15 protein-coding genes are annotated in these 19,258 nt (G+C 56.3%); 9 read left to right on the top strand and 6 right to left on the bottom strand.

Features of this window, described 5'->3' with window-relative positions; translation table 11 throughout:
- Positions 1-123: 123 nt before the first annotated feature.
- Positions 124-975, top strand: a complete 852-nt coding sequence (locus EOA78_RS02275) for a sulfotransferase (protein ID WP_127313684.1) — start codon at positions 124-126, stop codon at positions 973-975.
- Positions 976-1,170: 195 nt separating this feature from the next.
- On the opposite strand, the gene EOA78_RS02270 is transcribed toward EOA78_RS02275, so the two are convergent.
- The 4 genes from EOA78_RS02270 to EOA78_RS02255 form a co-directional block, all read right to left on the bottom strand.
- A complete protein-coding gene (locus EOA78_RS02270; RefSeq protein ID WP_164783604.1) occupies positions 1,171-2,667 on the bottom strand; it encodes a lipopolysaccharide biosynthesis protein in 1,497 nt (498 codons plus the stop codon).
- Between the two features lie 335 nt (positions 2,668-3,002).
- Positions 3,003-4,232, bottom strand: a complete 1,230-nt coding sequence (locus EOA78_RS02265) for a glycosyltransferase (RefSeq protein ID WP_127313682.1) — start codon at positions 4,230-4,232, stop codon at positions 3,003-3,005.
- Positions 4,229-4,465: a hypothetical protein gene (locus tag EOA78_RS02260; RefSeq protein WP_127313681.1), complete on the bottom strand. Its 237-nt coding sequence runs from the start codon at positions 4,463-4,465 to the stop codon at positions 4,229-4,231. The genes EOA78_RS02265 and EOA78_RS02260 overlap by 4 nt, the downstream gene beginning before the upstream one ends.
- A complete protein-coding gene (locus EOA78_RS02255) occupies positions 4,462-5,712 on the bottom strand; it encodes a glycosyltransferase (RefSeq protein WP_127313680.1) in 1,251 nt (416 codons plus the stop codon). Before EOA78_RS02255 ends, EOA78_RS02260 begins: the two co-directional genes overlap by 4 nt.
- A gap of 437 nt (positions 5,713-6,149) precedes the next feature.
- Between EOA78_RS02255 and EOA78_RS02250 the strand changes: the two genes are divergently transcribed.
- The gene (locus EOA78_RS02250) at positions 6,150-7,247 is read left to right on the top strand and encodes a polysaccharide pyruvyl transferase family protein (RefSeq protein ID WP_127313679.1); all 1,098 of its coding nucleotides are present in this window, start codon (positions 6,150-6,152) and stop codon (positions 7,245-7,247) included.
- A 324-nt stretch (positions 7,248-7,571) separates the two neighbouring features.
- Positions 7,572-8,309 (top strand): class I SAM-dependent methyltransferase, encoded by a 738-nt coding sequence (locus EOA78_RS02245; protein WP_127313678.1) that lies wholly within the window; start codon positions 7,572-7,574, stop codon positions 8,307-8,309.
- Between the two features lie 314 nt (positions 8,310-8,623).
- On the opposite strand, the gene EOA78_RS02240 is transcribed toward EOA78_RS02245, so the two are convergent.
- The gene (locus tag EOA78_RS02240; RefSeq protein WP_127313677.1) at positions 8,624-9,076 is read right to left on the bottom strand and encodes a hypothetical protein; all 453 of its coding nucleotides are present in this window, start codon (positions 9,074-9,076) and stop codon (positions 8,624-8,626) included.
- Between the two features lie 306 nt (positions 9,077-9,382).
- Here EOA78_RS02240 and EOA78_RS02235 point away from each other — a divergent pair, with 306 nt between their 5' ends.
- From EOA78_RS02235 to EOA78_RS02215, 5 genes are all read left to right on the top strand, one after another.
- On the top strand, positions 9,383-11,959 hold the full coding sequence (locus EOA78_RS02235; protein WP_127313676.1) for an SGNH/GDSL hydrolase family protein: 2,577 nt from the start codon (positions 9,383-9,385) through the stop codon (positions 11,957-11,959).
- A complete protein-coding gene (locus EOA78_RS02230) occupies positions 11,956-12,216 on the top strand; it encodes an acyl carrier protein (RefSeq protein WP_206523335.1) in 261 nt (86 codons plus the stop codon). The genes EOA78_RS02235 and EOA78_RS02230 overlap by 4 nt, the downstream gene beginning before the upstream one ends.
- An 8-nt stretch (positions 12,217-12,224) precedes the next feature.
- A complete protein-coding gene (locus EOA78_RS02225) occupies positions 12,225-13,787 on the top strand; it encodes an amino acid adenylation domain-containing protein (RefSeq protein WP_127313675.1) in 1,563 nt (520 codons plus the stop codon).
- Positions 13,787-14,935 (top strand): acyl-CoA dehydrogenase family protein, encoded by a 1,149-nt coding sequence (locus EOA78_RS02220; protein ID WP_029356095.1) that lies wholly within the window; start codon positions 13,787-13,789, stop codon positions 14,933-14,935. Before EOA78_RS02225 ends, EOA78_RS02220 begins: the two co-directional genes overlap by 1 nt.
- A gap of 259 nt (positions 14,936-15,194) precedes the next feature.
- Positions 15,195-16,346 carry a glycosyltransferase gene (locus EOA78_RS02215; protein WP_127313674.1) on the top strand — a complete coding sequence of 384 codons (1,152 nt, stop codon included), beginning with the start codon at positions 15,195-15,197 and terminating at the stop codon, positions 16,344-16,346.
- A gap of 370 nt (positions 16,347-16,716) precedes the next feature.
- Here EOA78_RS02215 and EOA78_RS02210 read toward each other — a convergent pair whose 3' ends face one another.
- Positions 16,717-18,084: an exopolysaccharide biosynthesis polyprenyl glycosylphosphotransferase gene (locus EOA78_RS02210; RefSeq protein ID WP_164783603.1), complete on the bottom strand. Its 1,368-nt coding sequence runs from the start codon at positions 18,082-18,084 to the stop codon at positions 16,717-16,719.
- A gap of 389 nt (positions 18,085-18,473) precedes the next feature.
- On the opposite strand from EOA78_RS02210, the gene EOA78_RS02205 reads away from it, so the two are divergent.
- A complete protein-coding gene (locus EOA78_RS02205; protein WP_127313672.1) occupies positions 18,474-19,196 on the top strand; it encodes a Crp/Fnr family transcriptional regulator in 723 nt (240 codons plus the stop codon).
- Positions 19,197-19,258: the final 62 nt, after the last annotated feature.

Genomic DNA, 19,258 nt, shown 5'->3' with positions numbered 1-19,258 from the left:
ATGTGACTTCTTAATATCGCGCTTCTCCTCACAAGCTCCGCAGCATATCATAGGTTTCGGTTTAGCCTTTCAACGACAGCCAGGGAAAGTGTGTCGCGCCTGATGCTATAACGGAGAAAGCAGATGCAGACCGCCGACAGGATCGATGCTTCGCCTCTCACTAGGCCGGGCAAGGCTCTTCCGCCCAATGCACTTCTATTGAATTGCTTTGGCCGAGGTGGGTCAAGCATTGTCTGGAATATCATCGGCAGTTCGCCGGATGTGTTGATGCCAAAGTACGAATGGCATGTGGGAGTGTTCGGACGTTTCCACAAGCTGCGCAAGGCTGCGTGCCATATTGGCGGGGCCGTCAACTGGGCATCTGTTCCCGTCTTTTGGCGGCATATGCGCGCAGCGACTGCCGAGACCGTCCTCCCTGGGGAACGCAACGAAAAGGCCCAAGCACGCTACGTCGTTTTGAAGGTGATGGACTACTACATCGCATTCGACGACGCGATTGCGCGCGGCTTTATGGAAGCGCGGAACCTTGTGCTTACGCGGCATCCATTGCCGATGTGCGAAGGGCTGATACGCAGCGGTCTCAGCGAAGCGAGCGCGATCAAATGGTACAATGATGTGACTAGCCTGATGTTCAAAGCCTCGAGGAGGCGTGATGCGCTATCGCTTCGATTCGAGGATTTGATCCAATCACCGGATGCGTTTGTTAGAAGCCTTTACCACGCGCTCGGCATAGCGGCAGCGGAGGACGGAAAGATCAGGTTTAAGGTTAAATCATTTGGGACGGCGCGAAAGGCAAACGCAGACGCCGCAACTGGCGAAAAGCTGCGGATAAAATTGGACGAAGCATCCGATCACATCGCATCAGACGTCAACACCCGAGCGGTTGCCCGCCTCGATCATTCAGCACGACAGCGGATTTGGGAAGGCACCCGCGCAACCGCGGAATTGTTCGATTATGGAGGTGATAATTTCTGACTTTGTGCGGTTAACGGCTTGGAGGAGCAGCCGTTCCGGTGAGAGAAAATCGGCAATCGCCTCCTCGTCAAGGAGGCCAACCGTCTCAAGGCCACCGACTGTGTCTCCAATGCCCGTACTTATATGATGTGATTGCGCATTCCAAATCGTCGGATGGGCAGTCGGAGAGGCGCCGAGTGTGCAGGGTATCGTTGGCTATGCAAATCTAATCCATTTCGTTTTCTTGGATGTTAGAGTCTGCAAGACTTCCGCACCATGTTTTCCGAAGAGTAGCGACGCTCTCAGATAGACAGTGACAACGGACAATGTACCTATAACGAGAAGTCCGGTCGCGAGCACAAGATAGTCGGGCGATCCGGCAAGCAGCATTTTGACCGCCGAGCCGGTGGCGAACACCACAGCGGCGAATGCGACAGGCGGCGCATGGACGAGCGCGAAATCCAGAGCTGATAATCCCGTCATCCGACAAGTCATCGCCGCATAGAGGAAGAAACTCGTCGCAATGGCGCCGGACACTGAAAAGGCCACTGCGTTCACGCCGTAGGGCGCCGAGAAGAACGCGAATGAAGCGACAAGGGCCATGTAAATGATCTGCATGGAGGCCATTCGGTAACTTTGGCCCGTCGCAAGCGTCACGGCTGCGCACACTCTGTAACCCACGCGGAAATAAATTACTGCAGAGAATATGATAACGGGAGCGACGGCATCCGTCCATTTCTGGCCGAGGGTTGTCAGAACAATCTCTTTGGCGAAACAACATAGAAATGCGCTAGTCGGTAGAGCAAGCGCCGCCGTCAAAGCATACCCCTTGAGTTGAGCGCTGCATAGCTTGGCCTTGTCGTGATGAACCTTCGACAGGAGCGGGAAAATCACGCTCTTGTTCAGATTGCCGAACAGATTTGCTGGCATAGCAATCAGATAATACGCTCGCGAGTAAATGCCCAGTTCTGCAGTGCCGATCAACCGCGCGACAATGACATTATCGATATATTTGGCGGTGACGGATGATATACCAGCCAGCGAATAGCCTAGGCTCGGTCCGCGGATATCACGATAGGACTGCATGTCGAAACTGGGCCTCACAAGATAGTCCCTGGCGATGAAGAAATAGATGCTGGCCAGGATCAATGCCTCGGCCATATACGCGACCACCAAGGCCCAATAGCTGAGTCCAAAATAGGCGAGCGGAATGGCAAGCCCGACATGGGAAGCAATCCAAGCGACCAGACTCGCTGTGGAGGATATTCTGAATTTCAGGTGCCGCGACAAAATAGCCTCTGCGGTCAGATTGAACGCGTTGGCGACCATCATCACCGCAAGGAGGCGCGAAATGAGGACCAATTCCGGCACATGAAGAAAATCGGCAATCTGCGGTGCAAACACCCATTGAAGCAAGCCGAGAATGGCAGCGATTATCATGGACAAGAAAACTACGGTTCCGATATGGCGCTCGTCGACGTCCCGTCGCTGGACCAGGACTTGCGACATGCCGAGATTGGCAATGTTATTGCCGACGGCTGCGATGATCAGCGCAACGCCGGCAACGCCGTACTCCTGTGGGGAAAGCAGGCGCGCGAGAACGGCCGTGACCAGGACATTCAAAAAGGTTCGGGCCAGCAATGTGGCACCCGACCACGAGAGGCCGTTGGCTGCCCTTCGTGTCAGGTTTTTATGTCCAGTTACCTCGTCCAAGTTGACCTGCTCCGGACTGTCCAATTGGACTGCCACGCTTCAGTGCATGCAAGCGTGCTCCAACCTCATGAGCTATTTTCTCGCCCAACGCCTCGCGGGGTGGATCCCTCAGGCGCTCACCGTTTTCTCCATCGCTTCATAACCTAAGTCATTATGGCAGCGGCCGCATCCAGGGCACTTTTCCCTGGCCACGAAGCTCAGCTTTTCGCGAAAGTCGACCGTCATGGCTAATTACTTGGCCTCTTTGCTGCGTTGTAGTCGATCAAGAATCTCGTTCAGCGCCGCTCTCCGGCATCAATAGTCGTCATTGCTTGGGCCGGCTTCGGGGTTGCTCCTTAAAAACCTATCGCCTCACGACCTGGGTGGCAGTGTCCCACAAGAGTGGCATACAACCTCATTTGCCGTGTTGCGACGCTTTCCATGCTGAATCGCGCAGTGACTGTTTGTACTGCGCGCCGCGCCATATCATCGCGCTCGGCTTCCGATAGGCCGAGCGCGCGACGAAGGAGTCCGCAATACTCCACCTGCGAGCGAGCCAAGAAGCCGCTGCGCTCATGCTCCACAACGTCGGACGCACCGCTGACATCGGTGACGATCGGCACCACGCCGCAGCTCATGGCCTCGAGCAGGGCGTTTGACATGCCTTCCGACGCCGAGGTGGAAAGATAGAAATCAGCCTCCCACAGAAAGGGAAACACATCTTCGACCGCCCCGGCGAATGTGACCTTGCCGGAAAGGCCCAACCGGGCCGCCTGTTCCTCGAGAGGGACGCGGCACTGGCCATCGCCCAGGATGGTGAGTTGCGCCTTTGCGTCGGCGGGAAGTGCCGCGAACGCATCGATCATGTGCTCGACGCATTTTTCCGGATCGAGACGGCCAAGGCAGATAAAGCGTCGGCTGCCATCGACGCTCGGGTCGCGGTGCGGCTTGCGGGGCAGATCGATCCCATTCGGAACCATATGAATGCGATCTGCGTCGATGCCGTGTCTCTTCAGATCATTAGCGATTTGGCGGCTATTGGCCATGAAGGCCGTGACGTGACGTTTAATCAAGGCGGACGCCCAGCGACCGATGATCTTCTTTTCGCGCACAACGTCGAGATCGAAACACCGTCCGCCCCGGGCCAATTTTGCGAGAACCGGTTTGCGCAGGAGGGCTCCTGCCAATGCCGCCGGAACAGCGTGAAGACGGGCATGGATGATATGTACGACATCGAATTCGTCGCGACGGCGCAGCATCCAGATCAAAACCTGAACACACCACGACAGGAACGACAGCATATGGCGCCCGCCCAAATACGGAGCCGCGCGCAAACGAAGGCGATGGATAGGGACCCCGTCGATGGCGGACCGTTTCGGGGTCGAGTGCGACAGTCTGGGTGCCAAAACGGTTGCGGAAACGCCGCTCTCAACCAGTGCCCGAGCAAATCGCCGCGCCTGTTGTTCGCCGCCGCCATATGACTCAGGAAAATAGGTTGGGAGCACGAGCAGAACACGTATGCTGGGAAGAGCTTCGGCTCGCGGGGTCTTCGTCGGATAAGCGGAGGCAACTTCTGCTTCAATCATATCAATCCGCCGGATAGCGTTCCTGGAGCCAAGGCGGCCACCAAGATTACAACCCCGTCCCCTGTGCAAAAAAGAAGATGCCTCTTTGGCATCTCACTGCCTTTCAGCGCATCGATCCCCTTGTCGTCCAGATCGACGCACTCCACCTCATCTCCGAAATCGGCAAAGTTTGCACCGCTAACCAATCCGGCAAGCTGCCCGATCACCGTCAAACCATAGGCTGCACCGTTCACCGCGGAAGCGCCACATTTCGGGCAGGAGGTGTTGTTGACACTCCCTTGCTTGCCCGATGCTGGTCAAGAGCCTCCCGGTAAATGGCATCGGTCCGCTTGCCCACCAGCTTGACGTCCCAGTTCGAAAGATCCGTCGCCGCGGCGGCACCTTGGGCGAGGCAGGCCAGTCTTGCACGATTCTCCAGGAGGGCGGCAATGGCGTCGGCCATGGCTGCCAAATCGTCCGGGGGTGTAATCACACCGTTGATACCAGGGCGGAGCACTTCGCGAAGACCTGGCAGATCGCAAGCGACGCAAGGCTTGCCACCGGCGAGATATTGCATGACCACGCGGGGCAATCCCTCCCGCATGGAACAGAGCAGGCAGAGATCCGCGAGCGCGATCAGCCGCTCGGGGTCGTCCCGATAACCGGTAAAGATCACTTGCCGCTCGAGCCCAAGCTGCTTGGCCCGCGATTCCACGGTCGAGCGAAGCGGCCCGTCGCCCGCGAGCACAAGCACCGCGTCGTGGAACCGGGCGGCGACTTTGTTGAAAGCGTCCAGAAATTCCGTGTGTCGCTTGCGTGGCTCGAAAGCCGCGATCATCAAGAGCACGGACGGGCGCGGCGCGTCCGGGGTCAAGCGCAACAAATTGCGCCAACCGTCGGGCGGACCGGCGTTGCGAAAACGATCGAGATCGAATCCGGATTGGACGACATAATGTTTGTCTGGATGTCCCACTCCTGCACTCAAGCATAAGTCGCGGATGCCCTCGCTCACACTGATGAACGCGCTGGTGATCGGCGCTGCCAGCCTTTCCAAGGCGAGATAAGCAAACCGCTCGGCGACGCCGACATTGACAAAAGGCACGATATGCACGCCATGAACGATCGCTGGAACGCCCGCCGCCCATGCGGCGAGACGCCCGAGAATGCCTGCCTTGCTGGTATGCGTATGCACGATGTCGGCATTCAAGGCGCGGAATCTCCGGGTGAGCGCCAACAATGCCCTCAGGTCGGAGACAGGCGAAATGGAGCGAGTCAGGCCCGGGACGCCAATGAGTTCCACCCGCGGGTCCACTTTAGCTATGATTTCCGGCTGGACCGTCTCGCCATGCAGCAGGACAACATCATGCCCCCTTTGCGCGGCCCAATTGCAGGAATGGACAGTATTCTCATCAGCACCGCCATTGATGAGACGGGTGATGACATGAGCGATACGCAGTCGACGCCCCAACTCAATCTTGCCTTCCGCACCCTGTACTTTCATGTCGCCACACCGATCGCGCTGAATTTATCCGTTGGGTGCGTTCCCACGCCCAGCCGCGCTTTTGGTCCATGTGTCCCGATATCGGCGCTACTGCATTGGAGTGACATGCCACGCCCCGGTGGGTGCATGCCGTATGGAGATGAACCCCGAGTCCTAAGTGTTGCCTTCCTTCTTGGGCCAGCACTTACAGTCCGTAAGGAGGGTTATTCCAACGGCTTCCAGTCGATCAGATCTAACTTGTTGGATTTAAACGTCTCAGAGAACTGCCGCTGTTACCCCGGGCACAGCGGAGTGATTTTTTGTGGTATACCTTGTACCAATACTTCTGCCCTATCGCGTGTGCGCGAAATTCGAATCGGAACCAGACTCGTTCAAAAAAGTAGTCGCTCCCCGTTCGCCCATAAGCCCGAGCGCCGAGCACTTCAGAGGAGCGCAGCATGACGCCGGTTCTCCGGGTCGGGATATTTGGCTTTTACAGCTATCAGAATCTCGGCGACAATGTCATGGCCTATCTTTTTTCCAAGCGTGTAAAAGATGATGGGCATGATCCAATAGTTTATGCGAAGCGGCGCTCCGATAAAATGGATTGGGGCGTTAAGATATGCTCTGATGTCAAAGAATTTATCGATTCGGTCGATGTAGTTATATTTGGGGGAGGTGGATTACTTATCCCGAGGCAGCAACCATCCGAAATTGTGCAGGATTTCAACGATGATCTTGGGCTCATTCTAGAATACACTAAAGAAAAATCTATCAAGCTATTTGCCTTTTCCATAGGAGGCGCAGGAAAAGACATCGATGAAATTGTACCCGTTGCACGCCAAGAACTTATAAGGCGCCTAAACTATGTAACACTGAGAAATCGCGAGGATCTAAAACTCCTTGCACAAGCGAACACCGAAGGCGAGTTCTTGGATGATGTCGTATGGACGACCTCCCGCAGAATTTCTGGAAGTAGATATGACAAAGGGCGCTCGCGTCTACGTGTGGGGCTCAATATCTACCTTGGTTCGTCCCGTCGGTCTCGGTTGGCAAAACGCATACTGCAGATTGTAACACGAATTCGCAAAGATATTGATTTCATTTTCTATGAAATCAATCCAAAAAAAGATGGGCATTTCGGAGCATTTTGCGCCAACCTGACACAAGATAATTGCAGCAGCAAAATTTTAACTGACGTGGAAGATGCATGTGGCGAGGCGTCTTCGCTTGATCTGCTGATTACCACTCGACTGCACTTTGGCGTAATTGCAATGAGCTACGGCGTGCCATGTATTGCATATTCGGGAGCGGAGAAAACAAAACTCTTGTACAAGCGTATCAACCGATCCTCTTTTTTCTGGAGAATCGGGGATATTCACAAGCTGCTTTTTCTGTTTCTATTTCCAGGCGCCATACAAAAGATCGTACGCGACGGTAGCGAGGTTATTAACCCCGTGATTGTAGAAAATGCGATGCAACACTACACACGACTGTCACGGTCGCTTGAAGGGGTACTCGGAGCTTCTTCCCGGTCGGTGCATCATCTGCAATAAGGCTCTTCGCCTCGATCGCATCGATCATGTTGCTCGGATCGAAGGCGGCCAAGGCAGATAGAGCGTCGGCTGCCATCGGCGTTCGGTTCGCGGCGCGGCTTGTGGGGCAGATCGATCCCATTCGGAATCGGCTTCCAATCTTAGAGACGGGGTCGCTGTTACCCCGGGCACAGCGGAGCGATTTATTTCTGATACGCTTATGTACTGGTACTTCTGCGTTTGCGCGGAACCGGACTCGTTGCGCGGCGAAGGTCCAACGGATCGCCAGTTTAAACGATCGTAGCGCTGTGACTACACGATCAGCTTTGGCGAGGAAGGACAAAAATGGACCTTATCTCATATCTTAGAGCAACCCAGGAGCGGACCCAATCGTGCGGTGAGGCGGCCATTGCAGCCCTGCAATTGGTTCGGCTGTACGACGCAGCGGCTGCGCGACCGAATGGCACATTTCTAGAACTTGGGACGGATCGGGGGCAGGCCACTAAAATGATTCTTGCTGCCTGCGAGAAGAACGGCGGCAACCTGGTCTCGGTCGATATCCGAGATTGCTCAAGTGCGGCAGTTAGCTGTCGCTGGACCTTTGTTCAGGCAGACTCCACAGATCGCAAGACCATCCTAAACAAAGCGCCCATTCTGCAGGATGGAATCGATTTAGTCTATGTCGATAGTCTGCACACGCCAGAACACGTGTTGAATGAAGTGTATACGTGGTTCAGCCTGGTTCGAAAAGGAGGCACAATCTGCTTCGATGACATTGATCCGAACCCATATATGCGAGGGCGAAGGAAGGACAATCCCCAAATTGAGATTGCTAACCGAAGGATTTTTTATGTAGTTCAGAGCATTTTCTACGACAACTTAGACCAGCTTCAGATGACGGTAGACTTCGGTAGTACCGGCCTTGCGATGCTAAGGAAAACATCTGAGATTGGATCGGAACTCAAGCCGTTCAACCATTTGCCTGCAGAACGCAATAGTACGTTTCTGGCGAAGCTCAGCGTGCGGTTTGGAGAAAGATACTACGCGCACAAAGGCGATGGATCGGACTTTTTGACAGCGTGAAGTACCGGATGCCGTGAGGTATTTTGATCCTGAGCACTCCATTTCTCCTTGGCGTTCATGACGCAGCTCATCATTATTGTCGGTATACGAAGTATGGCCTGAAAATGGCTGCTTAACGATCGACGAATGTGCCGAGCTTGCTGGCTTTGGGAATGAGGTCATGATCGCGATACAGCTCGGAGCTTCCTGTCCAGAGGTCAAGCAGATCCAATAGAGCCCGCGCATGGGTGGCGGACGCCCCGCTGATGCCCCGACGGCTAAAAACGCGCGCGGCGTTCCTGTGGCGCTGTGAGCCTTTGGCTCAAAAGACAGACTCAAAAGACAGATTCCAGCGTTTCTCGGGACAGGCGGTTCAAGATCGACAGGGCTCGCTTGGTCTCGATTGGCTCGCATCGGCGAAACGGTGAAGAAAATTCCTGTGCGGATGCATCAGACTCGCATGCCCGTTCGCCAAAGGGAATCCATGCAACGATCCTCAAGGAAGAGAGGCTGGTTGCAGGGCGTTGACATGCCTTCCGACACCGGGGTCGAAAGATAGAAATCAGCGTCCAGCAGAAGGGAAAGACATCTTCGACCGCGCCGGCGAATGTGACCCTGCTGGAAAGGCCCAACCGAGCTGCCTGTTCCTCGAAAGTGGCGCGGCATTGGTCATCGCCCAGGACGGTGAGTTGCGCCTTTGCCTCGGCGGGAAGTGCCGCGAACTCGGCGAAACGTGCTCGAGCGTTCCCGATTAAGATGGCCACGGCAGATAGGGCGTCGGCGGCCATCGGCGTTCGGCTCGCGGCGCGGCTTGTGGGCAGATCGACCCCATTCGGAATCGGCTTCCAATCTGGAGACGGGGTCGCTGTTACCCCGGGCACAGCGGAGCGATTTGTTTCTGATACACTTGGGACTTCTGCGTTTGCGCGGAACCGGACTCGTTCAAAGAAGTTAAGGCAACGCTCCAAGGACCGGGCGCTTTGCCCGTCAGGGATGGGAGCCATGGGAGGGGGACCAGCAGCTTGCGGATCTTTCGCGTGCCCCAAAGCGACTTCCTGTCGATGTCCGCCGGCAGCTGATTGAGGCGCGCGACCGTGCATTCGATCAAGACATTGTCTCTTCCCTGGTCGGCGGATCCTACGGGGACCGAGTCGAGAAGCATACTGGCTTGGTCCGCCATAGCCGGCGAGCTGGCCCTCTTCATCGCGCTGGTCTATCTCCTCAGGCTCGAGACTACTGCGCTAGTCCGCGTCCTGCTTGTTGCCCTCGCCGGCTGGTGCGTGCACTACTTCCTGCCGCAGCGTTACCGGCTGCCGTTTTTCGTGCTGCTCTCGTTCGCGGCTATCGCCGCAGTTTTCGCGAACGTGGGGCCCAATTGGCACCACTGGAGATTTGAGGGCCTCATCGATGCCGCCTGGATCGTCGCCATTGGGCTCGTACTGATCGGAATTGTCCACCTACCGATCGCTTTTGGATGGAGAGTGCTGGCGCTGGTTGGCGCCGGCTGCGGGCTCGCCGCCGCACGAATGGACTGGATTGCGATCCCGTGGACGCGCGCCGTCTGGCCCGTGCTCGCTTCAATGTTCATGTTCCGTCTCATTGTCTATGCGTATGAAATGCGGCGTGACCAGAGGATGGCGACGGTTTCGGAACGTCTCGCGTATTTTTTCATGTTGCCGAACGTGTGCTTCCCGCTCTTTCCGGTCGTAGATTTTAGAACTTTCCGTAGCAGCTACTACAATGCTGACCGGCATTATATTTATCAAACAGGTGTTCAGTGGATGTTTCGCGGCGCTATCCATTTAATATGCTACCGTATCGTGTACCAGCGGTTTGTGATCGATGCTGCGGACGTACACAATCAGATTGAGCTTTTGCAATTTGTCATATGGCCGTTTTTACTTTATCTGAAGGTTTCAGGGACTTTTCACATAATCACCGGGATTTTGCATTTATTTGGATTCAACCTTCCAGAAACCCATAATCTGTACTTTCTCTCCTCAAGTTTCACAGATTTCTGGCGTCGAATAAACATATACTGGAAGGATTTCATAATGAAAATTGTATACTACCCGTTGTATTTTCGTTTTCGACGCTGGGGAGAGAGCGTAGCGCTGGTCAGCGCGACCCTCCTCGCGTTCCTCGCGACTTGGCTGCTGCACAATTATCAGTGGTTCTGGTTACGTGGCACCTGGGTGTTCACCTGGAACGACTTCCTCTTCTGGATGATCCTGGCCGTGCTTGTGACGATCAACGCCCACTATGAAATGCGGCACGGTCGCACGCGGCGCCTGCGTGGCGGGGCACTAAGCTGGAACGGTGCGCTGCAAACTGCGAGCCGGACCATTGGGGTATTCGTCGTCATCTGCCTCCTTTGGTCGTTTTGGAGCGCGAGCTCGGTCCCGCAATGGTTGTCGGTCTTCGATACTGTGGGCGTGGAAGCCCCTGGCAAAATGACGCCCGCCCTCGTACTGGTCGCGGTAGCAGCTATCATTGGCATTCCTGCGCTTGCGCTCGCGCGCGGCGGCGCCGACCGCCAGTACAGTTTCCGACGGTCGGTTGCGTCGGTCGGTGTATGCGGGTTGATCGCGGTTTGGATCTCGCTCCCGGTGGTTCACGATCGCCTCGGGGAGACGGTCAGTACCGCAATGGCCGACATTAGAGCGCCGAATCTCAATAGCCGCGACAACGCGAACCTGGAGCGCGGCTACTACGAGAACCTCGTCAATGTCGGCGCATTTAACCCAGAACTCTGGATTGTCTATGGCCAACGACGACACGACGGTTGGGGCAATTTGGACAAGACGCCGCTGAGCGAGTTCACGGGTGCGCTTCCCACGACCTATCTGCGACCACTCTCCCAAGCAGACTTTAAGGGAACGCGGGTCCACATCAACCGCTGGGGCATGCGAGATCAGGACTACGAAAAGATTCCTGCTCCCGGCACCTCACGAATCGCAATGGTCGGCTCTTCGCATGTCTTCGGCGAGGGCGTCGCAGATGACGAGACTTTCGAGGGCCTGTTGGAGCGACGGCTGAATGCGCAGGCAGCCGACAGCGGGTATCGACACTACGAGGTGCTGAACTTTGCCGTTGGGGGTTATCTTCCCCTGGACATTCTGGCCATCATCGAGGATCGAGTGCTCGCATTCAAACCAAAGTACATCTTTTACTTCGAGCACAGCGCGCTTGTTCGACGAACGCTAAAGCGTCTCGGGAAAGCAATCCAGAATGGCTCCGCATTTCGCTACGACTTCGTGCGCGACATTGTACGCGAGAGCGGGATCGATCCCCGTGCCGACCTCGAGGTACTTCAAAGAAAGCTCACGCCCTACGGAGACAGAGTTCTGCGTGCGATCTATTCTCGAATCGTGGAAGCTGCGAAGCGAGAAGGGGTCGGGGTCTTTTGGATTTATCTACCCAGACCAGACGAGAGGACCAGTACCGAGCTGGAGAAGCGCCTCGCTGCCGAGGCTGGCTTTAACGCTCTCGATCTTTCCGGTGTGTATGACGGGTATGACTGGCGGACGCTTCTTGTAGCACCTTGGGACGATCACCCCAACGCCGCCGGCCATCGGCTCGTCGCCGACAAGCTTTACGAAATGCTGCAGCAACACCAGGATTTGGTTCCCCTGAACCTTGCGGTTGCTCCACAAGAGGAGGAACAATGAACGCGATCCAGATCAGGACGATGGCCAAGGATTTCATATTGAAGGAATTTCTGCCCGGTGAAAGGCCGGAGAATCTGACGGATTCAACGGAGCTGATAACTGACGGCATTCTCGACTCGTTGGCGACGCTTAAGCTCGTTGCCTACCTGGAAAAATCCTGCGGTATCGAAATCGCCCCTGACGAACTCGTGCCGGAGAACCTGAACTCCATCACCCAAATTGCCAATTTCGTCCAGTCGAAGCAGGCGTCCACATAGAGCTCGCCATGACGGTCGCTGCCTTACACGAGTATCTGGAACAGAGCGCGAGGCGGTATCCCCAGAGGTGCGCCGCTGCCGAGGCGAGCTCTGGGCGGCAGATCACCTACGGCGAGCTCGACGCGCTGTCGGACCAAGTCCGCGACCATCTGCGTCGGATCGGCGTCCGGCCGGCGGACCGCGTCGGCATTTGCCTTCCAAAATCGATCGCCTCGCTCGCTGTTCTGTTCGGCATCTTGAAGGTGGGCGCGGCCTATGTGCCTGTCGACTCTCTGGCACCGCCTGCGCGTAACGCGTTCATATTTAACGACTGCGGCGTGCGCGCGATTTTCGTGGAGGCGTCCCGAGCCGAAACTTTGCGCTGTGAGTTGGCGCGCTTGGCTGCGGAACCTTGTCTCTTACCGCTCGACTGGTCCGACGGTCCCTCGCCGCTCGCGACGTACCTGGCTCGCGTAGAGGCCGACGGCTTGGCGGTGGAGGACGAATCGGCGCGGCCGGGGCCGGACAACCTCGCTTACGTGCTTTACACTTCGGGCTCGACCGGCCAGCCGAAGGGCGTGATGCTGACGCATCGTAATGGCTCGAGCTACGTGGACTGGTGTTCCGATATCCTCGCCCCTAACGAGAACGACCGCTTCTCCTCCCATGCGCCTTTCCACTTCGACCTGTCTATTCTCGACATCTTCGTACCGCTGAAGCACGGCGCGACCGTATTCCTCATCGGTGAGGAGCTCGGCAAGAATCCGACCCGGATGGCGTCGGTTATCGCCGAGCGGCGGTTGACCGTCTGGTATTCCACGCCCTCCGTACTCACGCTTCTGGTCGAGCACGGCAGCCTTGATGCTCGCGACGACCACGCTCTTCGGTTCATTCTATTTGCCGGCGAGGTTTTTCCGGTCAAGCATCTGCGCAGGCTAAAGGCTGTGGTCCCACGCGCACGCTACCTGAATCTCTATGGCCCAACCGAGACCAACGTCTGTACCTACTACGAAATCCCGCAGACGATCGCCGAAGACCGCTCGGCGCCGTTTCCGATCGGGCGCGCCTGCTCGCATGTTAAGGCACGCGTGATCGATGCGAATGGTCGCGACGTGCCGCGAGGCCAGGAAGGCGAGCTCGCAATCAGCGGTGCTCCCGTGATGCTGGGCTATTGGAACATGCCTGAGCGAACAAGCGCCGCTTTTCATGTCGATTCAAGCGGTCGCTGGTACCGTACCGGCGATGTAGTGATCGAAGGCGATGGCGGAGTCTACACCTTCCGCGGTCGACGCGACCGGATGGTGAAGAGACGGGGATATCGGATCGAACTCGGCGAGATCGAGACGGCGCTCTATCGCCATCCAGCGATCTCCGAGGTGGCGGCGATCGCTCGCTCGGAGGAGTCGGGCGTCTCCATTAAGGTGTTCTATGCCTCGCGCGACGGCCATGCGCTGTCGCTCATCGAGCTGAAGCGGTTCTGCGCCCACAACTTGCCGGCCTACATGGCCCCGGACTGGTTCTCGCATCAGCAGTTACTTCCCAAGACATCGACAGATAAAATCGACTACCAGCATCTGATGAGGATGGAGTAGTGGATTTCGCGCTGAACGAGGAGCAGCGTATCCTGCGTGGCCAGATCCTTCGCTTCGCGCAAGATAAGCTCAATAAAGACGTCAGGCAGCGCGACCGAGACCAAGTATTCCAGCGCGAGTTGTGGGGGGCTTGCGCGCAGATGGGCCTGACCGGCCTGCCAGTCCCCCAGGCCTACGGGGGACCCGGTCTCGATTCCCTGTCCACCGCCGTTGCAATCGATGCGCTTGGCTACGGCTGCGAGGATTCCGGCTTGGTCTTCTCGATCTGCGCCCACCTTCTGGCCTGCGTGGTGCCGATTTGGAAGTTCGGCACTGAAGAGCAGAAGAATCGATATCTTCCGGGGCTCTGTGATGGCACTTTGATCGCAGCCAATGCGATGAGCGAACCGGAGTCGGGCTCCGATGCATTTGCGATGCAAACCCGGGCGGAGCCTCATGGCGACGGCTTTCTAATCAACGGCACGAAGACCTTCGTGAGCAACGGGCCGGTGGCAGATGTTGCCGTCGTCTTTGCTGTCACTGACCGCGCCAAGGGGTATTTCGGCGGCATCACGAGCTTCCTCGTGGACCGCGCGCTGCCCGGCTATCTGGTCGCGCAAAAGTTCGAAAAAATGGGACTGCGGACGTCTCCGATCGGGGAGCTTGTCTTCGAGGACGTATTTGTTTCGAAGAACGCTGTTCTCGGTGGAGTGGGCGGCGGCTCCAGGCTGTTCGCTCATAGCATGGACTGGGAGCGGGCGTGCCTATTCGCCAGTCATATAGGCACTATGGAGCGGCTTCTGGAAAAAGCAGTGGCCTATACGCGCACCCGACGTCAGTCCGGCCAGGCCATCTCCAAGCACCAGGCGGTCGCCCATAAGATTGCCGACATGAAGATGCAGGTGGAGGCGGCCCGACTGCTCGTCTACAAGGCGGCGTGGGGCCTTGAGCGCTCCCAGTCCGTATCCCTCGACGCCGCCGTTTCGAAGCTCTTTGTGAGCGAATCGCTAGTTCGCACCACGCTCGATGTCGTCCAGGTCTTCGGCGGCTATGGTTTCTTGAGCGAATTCGACGTCGAACGTGCCGTGCGTGATGCCATCGGCAGCAAACTCTATTCCGGAACTTCTGAGATACAGCGCAACATTATTGCTGGCTGGCTGGGGCTTTGATGACGGCTGTGGTCAGAACCTGTCCGTGAAGGGCGGCGTGTGCTGTCGCTGGGCCTGCCCTCAGTTCGCGAAAAAAGGCGACGCTCGATTTTGGTGAGGCAACCGGAGAGTGGTACTATCGCAACCCATCGAGCCACCGGGGCGGAGAGCGCTTTTGTCGTTCGACTTGGGTGCGTCTGCCCAGCCCGTGATCTCCGAACTTGCGGCTCAGAGGCGAAGAACCAGACCAGCCGCGACGCGTGAAATATAGGCTTTGTGGATGCGGCTTCTCTATATACATTCTGCGCACGTCCCGGCGCCGGCCGCCAATGCGGTACAAGTCGCAAAAATGTGCCATGCATTTTGGGTTGCCGGAGCGGAGGTCGTGCTAGCGCTTCCACGCGCCTCCATGAATGCACGGGATCATTATGAGAAGATCGCGCGCGAATACGGATTCGGTACCGAGTTCCCATTCCGCGTTCTCCCTGTACCCTTTTGGCCTGTGCCCGGCCGGGAGCTTTTTTTTGCTGTGTTGGCGCTTCTTGCTGCGGTCTGGCTGCGGCCGCATCTCGTCTTTACACGCTCGGCTACTGTAGCGCTTGTTTCCGCCGGACTTTTCGGGTTCACGACCGTTTTTGAGCTTCACGACCCGATTGGCAGTTTGAGCAGACGTCAGCGTCAGCGCCTTGCCAAACTGATAGGCCTAGAGACATTCCGTATGCTGGTCGTCACGTCGCAACGTCTGCGGGACGACAGCATCCGCCTCTTTCCTCAACATGCGGGAAAATTTCTGATCGCGCCCAATGGCGCGGATCCTGTTCCGCCGAATGTCGAGCCATGCAGCCTCAGCGGCACGTTCAAGGTTGGTTATGTCGGACATCTGTATAAGGGAAAAGGCATGGAGATAATAAGCGCTATTGCGCCTCGATGCGGCTGGGCGACATTTCACATCGTCGGGGGAACACCAGGCGATATAGAGTATTGGACATCGAAGCTGGCCAAATGCCCGAACACAGTGTTTCACGGCTACGTTCCTCACGCCGCGACATGTGCCTACTTGGCCGAAATGGACGTTGTACTCGCGCCCTATCTTAGAGATGTAGAGGGCCAGGGCGGCGGTCGAAATATCGCTGAGGGAATGTCGCCGCTCAAGCTCTTCGAATATATGGCGCATGGCAAACCCATAGTGTCCTCCGACCTGTCAGTTATACGAGAAGTTTTGAGGGATAGCGTCAACAGCATTCTGGTGTCGCCAGACAACCCGTCCGACTGGGTCAAAGCTCTTCAGCGCCTGCGCGCAAACAAGGCGCTTCGGGATCAGATTGGTCAGCAGGCGAAGGCAGACTTTCTGGCCAGGTACAGCCGCATCGCACGCGCAACCAACATTCTAGAGGAAATCAAGAGCCGGATGCCGTCGAGCGGAAGCTCGTAGGACTGCATAGCTTCTCTTGTTGAGGGCGGCTGCGCCGCCAGCAAGCCTGCTTTCCGTTCGCCGCAATGAGCCCGTGGTCCGTCCTGAACCATTAAATGGCAAGATCCGACTGCCCCGGCTTTTGCTGAGGTTCCGTCATGCGTTGCTCCGACCATCTCCCCGCGTCGCGTTGATTTTCCCATTGAGCTAAATTTAGCCTGCGAGACGCGCCACTGTCCGGCGACTGAACCGGCGCGAACCCGATAATGAGGCTCGATGTACTCGCAGGCGGCGGGATCGCCCGAAGCATCAGAATCAAAATTATCCGTTCAATCGGTCGGAGGATAGACTACATACATCAGTTAGCTTCCCTGAGAAGCTGCTATATACCTCAGTAGACATTACGATCCGAAAAGATCAGTAGTGCAGTTTTCCAAATTATCTTAACGTCGAGAAGCATGCTCCAGGATTTTATATACCAGAGGTCGTGCTCAACGCGTTTTTCCATCCTCCAGAGTTCCTTCGTTTCCCCTCGAAAGCCATTGATCTGAGCCCAGCCTGTCAAACCGGGTTTTACATGATGACGATAAGCATAGCTCGCAATGATCACACTATAGGTATCGTCATGAGCGATGGCGTGAGGTCGGGGCCCAACCAGGGACATCTCTCCCCGAAGCACGTTGAATAATTGCGGCAGCTCGTCGATGTTTGACCGGCGCAATATTCGGCCAAGTCGGGTAACCCGCGCATCATTACGCTGAGCCTGGCGAATTTGTGTACCGTTCTCCTGCACCGTCATCGATCGGAATTTGTAAATATTGAACGGCTTACCACCAAAACCTCGTCGCGTCTGCCGGAACAGCACAGGGCGACCGTTCTCAAGCGCTATGGCACATGCGACCAACGCCATCAACGGACATAGGAACAGCAGTAGCAGGGATGCAACAGCAATGTCGAACAACCGCTTGAGCAGGCGTTCGGCAGGCCTCAACGGGATACGCTGGACTTCGAAGGCTCGCTGCCAGCCGGTGTGCAGCGGGCTTCCAGCCAGAATTCTATCTATGTAGGCGTCGGCGAAAAGATAGATCGGCAGCGGGAGGCGGGACATTTCCTCCAGGATGCGGTCGATTAACTTCCGCTGGTCCCAAGAGCAAAAGAGATAAACTGCCCCATACGAGCCATTACGGAACGCAGCCTGTGCAGTTGCGACGGCGGCATGCACCGATCGTGCTGCGATCGTGCCATCATCGTTCTCGATGTTCGAAACACCACAAACCGCGATGCCCTGTTGCCTAAGCTTGCTGATTATCCCCTGTTCCTTTCCAGGAACGCCAGAGTAAAACAGATAAACTGTGCGCAACACGAGTTTCTCAGCCGCCAGAAGCCGTTTCAGCCCACGCGCTAGAACCGCGTGGGCAGGCAGCAGGGTTGGGAATCCGACCGCAAACGCCAGCGTCAAGGAGCCGCGCGAGAACGTCGACGTCGTCTTCGTGAGAAAGGCGAGCCAGAGAATTGAAAAGAAAACAAACAGCCAGCCGCTGATGAGTGTTTTGATCCTGCAGTGATCGTCCAGGATGCCACTAACCGTGTAGGCGCCCCTGGCGGTCATGAATGCGACCAGCAACAGACCGGCGGTAACACTTAGGCAGATCGAATCCCAGATATCTGGCGGCCTCACGCCGAAGGCCCTATGGTAGAGCTCAATTGACGCAAGAAGTATTGTCTGTCCAAGGAGGAAATCAGCAGTTGCGAGAAGCACGCAAACTGCTCCCACAGGAAGCCGTAGCGGCTCTACCCTTCGATTCCAGAGCGCACGCGACGCCTCGGTTGGTGCATGCCGCATAGAGACGAACCCCCCGAATCCTGTTGCATCCCTTCTCCTTCCTGGCTCATGGCACACGCCATCCCATAAGGAGGGGAGTTATCCCAACGGCTTCCAGTCGGTTAGATTTGATTTAAATGTCTCAGAGAAATGCCGCTGTTACCCCGGGCACAGACGAGTCGCTATTTTATCGTATCCTAATGTGTTAATTTTTCTACCTGAACGCGTCTGCGCGAGAACGGACCGGAAATCGGACTCGTTCAAAGAGGTGGTCAAGGCAACGCTTTAGGGGACCGGGGCGCTTACCCTATCAGGGAGAGAGAGCCATGGCAGAAAATGGCGCTGAGGTTCGGGTCAAACAGCTGAACAAAATACGCTTATTTCGGCAATTTGGGCAAGATACTCTTAGTGAAATGGCGAAAGCAGCCATCCTAAGGAGGGTTCCAAAGAATAAAGTCTTAACTCGCCTCGGGGACATACCGCGTTATATTTACTACGTAATTCACGGAAAAGTTCGTCTTAGTGTTCCCCTCTCAGACGGCCGAGAGTTCATCTTTTCCGATCTTGGTCCCGGTGACACTTTCGACTTGACTAGATTGTTCATCGCGCGACACAGTAACATGAACGCTGCGTCAGTCGTGGACAGCGACTTGCTCCAAATCGAAGCAGCTTTCATGGCTAGTGTCTTCGACAAGCACCCTGATCTCGCACTGAAGGTGATCCCGTACTTATGCCAAGCAACGCACGACGCGCAAGAGCGAGTGATCCACAGTGCGTCCAGTGCACTATCCATTCGATTGGCGAGCACGCTCTTGCGATTGACTGAGACCCCGCACAGCACGGCTACCGTGAATGGAGCTCTGAGCATCCACATTTCGCAGACCGACCTCGCGGCAATGATCCCGGCGTCTCGCGCGAAAGTGAATCGTTGCCTGAGAGAATGGGAACGGCGGTATCTGACCCAATACGACCACGGCTCGCTGACAATTCTCAATCGCACCGCATTAGAGTCTGTTGCTCTTGGCTACTCGCGTTTGACCGTTCAATGATGCCTTTCCTGTGTGCTCGGGCATCTCCACGCCATTCTCCGGGAAGTTAATGAACCGGAAGT

The sequence above is a fragment of the Mesorhizobium sp. M5C.F.Cr.IN.023.01.1.1 genome (assembly GCF_003997585.1).
GTDB classification, from domain to species: Bacteria; Pseudomonadota; Alphaproteobacteria; order Rhizobiales; family Rhizobiaceae; genus Mesorhizobium; species Mesorhizobium wenxiniae.
This window is presented reverse-complemented; position numbering and strand designations above follow the sequence as displayed.

Coding starts and splice junctions, on each gene's coding strand:
- EOA78_RS02240 (WP_127313677.1), bottom strand. CDS start 9,076: ATGGCCGCCGACGCCCTATCTGCCGTGGCCATCTTAATCGGGAACGCT.
- EOA78_RS02205 (WP_127313672.1), top strand. CDS start 18,474: ATGGCAGAAAATGGCGCTGAGGTTCGGGTCAAACAGCTGAACAAAATA.
- EOA78_RS02225 (WP_127313675.1), top strand. CDS start 12,225: ATGACGGTCGCTGCCTTACACGAGTATCTGGAACAGAGCGCGAGGCGG.
- EOA78_RS02275 (WP_127313684.1), top strand. CDS start 124: ATGCAGACCGCCGACAGGATCGATGCTTCGCCTCTCACTAGGCCGGGC.
- EOA78_RS02230 (WP_206523335.1), top strand. CDS start 11,956: ATGAACGCGATCCAGATCAGGACGATGGCCAAGGATTTCATATTGAAG.
- EOA78_RS02255 (WP_127313680.1), bottom strand. CDS start 5,712: ATGAAAGTACAGGGTGCGGAAGGCAAGATTGAGTTGGGGCGTCGACTG.
- EOA78_RS02250 (WP_127313679.1), top strand. CDS start 6,150: ATGACGCCGGTTCTCCGGGTCGGGATATTTGGCTTTTACAGCTATCAG.
- EOA78_RS02265 (WP_127313682.1), bottom strand. CDS start 4,232: ATGATTGAAGCAGAAGTTGCCTCCGCTTATCCGACGAAGACCCCGCGA.
- EOA78_RS02215 (WP_127313674.1), top strand. CDS start 15,195: ATGCGGCTTCTCTATATACATTCTGCGCACGTCCCGGCGCCGGCCGCC.
- EOA78_RS02245 (WP_127313678.1), top strand. CDS start 7,572: ATGGACCTTATCTCATATCTTAGAGCAACCCAGGAGCGGACCCAATCG.